The sequence below is a fragment of the Marinitenerispora sediminis genome (assembly GCF_003336425.1).
GTDB classification, from domain to species: domain Bacteria; phylum Actinomycetota; class Actinomycetes; order Streptosporangiales; family Streptosporangiaceae; genus Marinitenerispora; species Marinitenerispora sediminis.
On the sequence record NZ_QEIO01000253.1, the window covers coordinates 1 to 3,991 of the forward strand.

Annotated in this window: 1 pseudogene; it reads left to right on the forward strand. The window is 75.3% G+C overall.

The window, feature by feature from the left end:
- Nucleotides 1–3,991 (forward strand): annotated as a pseudogene (locus tag DEF28_RS27745) (hypothetical protein); the annotation flags it as partial.

Sequence of the window (3,991 nt, forward strand, 5' to 3'; positions counted from 1 at the left end):
CCTGCTGGCGCAGTTCGCCACGGCCCTCGGCCCGCAGCGGACGGACGACACGGGCGACGCCCCGCCCGCCGGGGAGCACGACGGCTCCACCACCCCCCGCCAGGCCCCTCTCCCCGGGGACGCGGCGCGGGTGATCGCCGGGCTCGACGGCCTCACCCGGGACCAGGCCGGGCGGTTCCTGCTCGCGTACTACGACCACCACGTCGGCGGCAAGAGCCTCGACACGCTGTTCCACGGACGCCCCGGCCAGGAGGAGAAGTTCCGGCTCTACACCAGGTTCTGGCGGGAGAGCGGCGTGCTGCGGCAGGGCCTGGAGTTCCTCGCGAGCCGGAACCCGGCGCCGCCGGACGGCTGGGACAGCATCGTCAACCCCACCCGCCGCACCGTGCCCCTGCCCGAGCAGGCCGCCGAGCGCTTCGGCAGCCGCCCCGGGCAGACCCGCGACTTCACCGTCCCCACCGGAGAGGGCGCCGCGCTCCCCGCACGCATCACCCAGCGCCAAGAGCTTCCCGGCTCCGCCCACCCCCGCTTCGAGTGGCACCGCACCACCGGCGACGACCGGGACACCGTCGAGGCCGTGGTGCGGCTCGAACGCGGCCAGCCGCCCGCCGGCGCACGCCCCGAGACCGTCACCCGGGCCGAGAACGAACTCGTCCGGACGATGGAAGCCCAGATCAACAACGGGCGCACCGTCACCCGCGGCGACGGCACCACCGAGCAGGTCCCCTACACCCTGCGCGACGGCTCCGAGCTCCGCCTCCGCGTCGACATCGTCGACCCCGGTCAGACCGACCCCTACGACGTGCACGGCCGCCTCACCTGGGGTGCGCCGACCCAGGCCGGAGGCGCGGCGCAGCCCGGCCACGGCACGGCTGTGCCCGACGTCCTGTCCTGGTTCGGACTCACCGAGTCCACGGAATCGCAGGTCCGCCGGGCTGTGGACGAATCCAACCGGGTCGAGACCAGCGCACGGATCGAGGAGCGGATCGCACTCCGGGACGAGGCCCGGGCCGGGCGCGGCACCCGCCGCCCGGCGGCCGGAGACTGGGCGGACTCCCAGGACATGCGCACGGAGGCCAGGGACGACGCGGACCTGGCGCGGAAGGCCCGCTCGGAGGCCGACCACCTGTTCACGCGCGGCGACGTCACCGGAGCACTGGCCAAGCTGGCTGAGGCCCGGTTCCGGGCGGCAGAGGCCCTGGCCTACCAGCAGGCGGCCCAGGAGCTGCACCCGGCGCCTCCGGCGCAGGCCGCGCCCGGCACCGCCGCCCCACAGGACCGCGACGTCCGGCGGGCCCGGGCCGAGGCCGAGGCCATGCACGCCGAAGCCGCCGCGCTCCGAACGCTGCAGCGTGCCCTGGACGCTGACGAGCAGCTCTACCGGCTGAACGACCCGGCCCAGCGGGACACCGTCCGCGATGCCGTCCCGCCCCGCGTGACGGCCGCCTCGCTGTCGCGGATCTCCGCCCTGACCGCGGAGTCCGCCAGCGTCCGGGCCCCGGCGTACAGCGAGGGGCTGGTCACCCGCGACGCCTGGAAGACCAACGATGACCTGAGAAGGGCCCGCGAACAGGCACCGGTCACCACCATCGGCTCACCGGCGAACGCCTCCGGAGTCGACTCCGGGACGATCCGGGAGGCCAGGCGCACGGACGTTCCGGCCCGCCGCGCCGGTGCCGGCGATCCCGACGCCAGGCCGCTGCCCGGCTATCCGCGCGCCGAGCGCGGACCCGATGGCCTCCCCGAGGCCCCCGAACGGGTGCTCCCGACCAGGTTCCGGCCCTACAGCAGCCACGCCCACTTCGAGGTGCGCCGGACTCCCATCCCCGCCGAGCTCCGCACGCCCGGCGGGCCCACCCACCTCCGCGAACTCACCCTCCGCGTCAAGTTCGACCCCAACGGAGTCGACCCCGCCGTCATCGCCGACCGCAAGGCGGCCTACCTGACGACCCTGGACAAGGTGCTCAACCACCAGCACCGGCTCCCCAACCCCGACGGCACCCCCGGCGACCAGCTCCACGTCACCGTCGAGGACGCCGACGACCCCGGCGTCACCGGCCCCGTCCACAAGCACGTCACGTGGCTGCCCACCGTCGACAACCGGGTCCCCCGGAGCAACGAGAACGCGTGGGCCGTGGACGCCGAGCCGAGCGCCCTAGTCCACGAGACGCTGCACCCGCTCGGACTCGCCGACCGGTACCGGGAGCACGCCTCTGAGGCCGCTCCCAGCGTCCTCCGGTCGCGCCCCGACCAGTCCCGGGTCGACCACGCGTCCACCAACCTCATGACGCGGCCGAACCTGCCGTTCGCCGGGCTGCACCAGCCCGACCTCGACCTGCTCGCCGAACTCACCCGCCCCGCGCTCGACCGCGGCAACGGCGGGCCCGCCCCGTACGAGACGCCCGTCCGCATCGCCGACCTGCCCCGCGACGTCCGCGCGCGCATCGGCGCCGCCCTCCACCAGGACGCTCCCCAGCTGCTGGGCAGCCCCGAGCAGGCGATCGAGTTCCTCGCCGCCCACCACGACCACCACGAGCGCGGCCACAGCATCACCGACGTCAGCGACAACCTGAGCCCCATCCGCGAACCGGTCAACGGCGTGCGAAAGACCCTCGACTCGCAGGAGGTCCAGCAGCGGCTCCAGGACACGTGGCAGCACTGGCGCGCCAGCGGCGCCCTCGACACCGCCCTCGCCGAACTGCGTCAGCACACCGCACCCGGCGCGGGTCGCGGCGGCTCCCGCACCGACCCCGGCAGCACGCCGTCCGCCAGCCCGACGCAGCCTCGCCCGGAGCCCCAGGACAGCGAGGCGGAGAGCGGTCCAGCCGGCCGGCGGTCGGACCTGTCCAATGACGGGCCGGGCTTCGACGCATCCACGCCCCAAGGCCCCACCCAGGCCTCGACGCCGCGCACCGAAGACGACGCGCTCCGCCAGCCAACGGACGTCGACCGCCCCGCGCCGGCGATGCCGGGTGAGGGGCGGGGAGCGCGCTCGGCGTCGCCCGCACCGTCCGCGGACGGCTACGACGCGGACTCCGACAGTCTGTCCTCGACCGAATCCGCCGACTGGGACTGGGCGGACGCACCGTCCTGGAACTGGGCGAACCTGCCCGGGGGACACCCGGCTCGCGACGGCGGAGACGACGCGTTGGACGTCCCCGTCGCAGCGCCCGATACCGAGGGCTCCAGCAGTGACGTCTCCTCACTCGGCGACGACGACTCCGGCACGGAGCACTCCGGCTACGCCAGTACCGCCGCCACGTCCGTCTCCGACGGTTCGGTGACCCTCGTCGACAGCGACGCCGACGACGACTCGGCGACCCTCTTCTCCGGAAGCGACGCCGGCGACCTCGATTCCGACGCCGAGTCCGTCCCGTCCCTGGCGGACGACACCGGAACGCAGGACGGCCACTCCGACAGCGACTCGGAGCCGGACACCGACGCCCACCCGCTGGCCGGCCCGGCGTTCCCGGACACGCTCCCCGTCTTCTCGGCGCGCACGGACTCCGCCCCGAACGGCCGCTCGGTCACCACGCCCGCCTCGGGGACCGCGGCACGGCCGGACGCCGAGGGCCGCGACGGCGCGCCGTCCACGCAGCGCCGGGGCGACGCCTCGACCGGCTCCGAGGGCAGTGGCCGGGGCCGCGGCGGCCGCACGGTGGACGAGGCGCGCGCCGAGGCCGCCCGCGCCCAGGCCGAGGTCGTGCGGTTCGAAACCGACCTGGAGAACACCCGCACCGACTTCGGCCTGACCGACGACGACCCCTACTACCTCGGCGGGCTCATCGAGGCCGCCCAGCGCCGGGTCACCGCCGCCCAGGCCGAGACCGACCTCGCCCAGACCCGCCTGGCGGACGCCCGCGGCAGCCGCACCGGCACCGAGCTGGCGCGAAGCGAGATGGACCGCGCCCGCACCGAACTCGACCACGCCCAACGCGACCTCGCCCAGGCACGCGACCGCTTCACCCGGGCCGGCGGCACCTTCAACGAC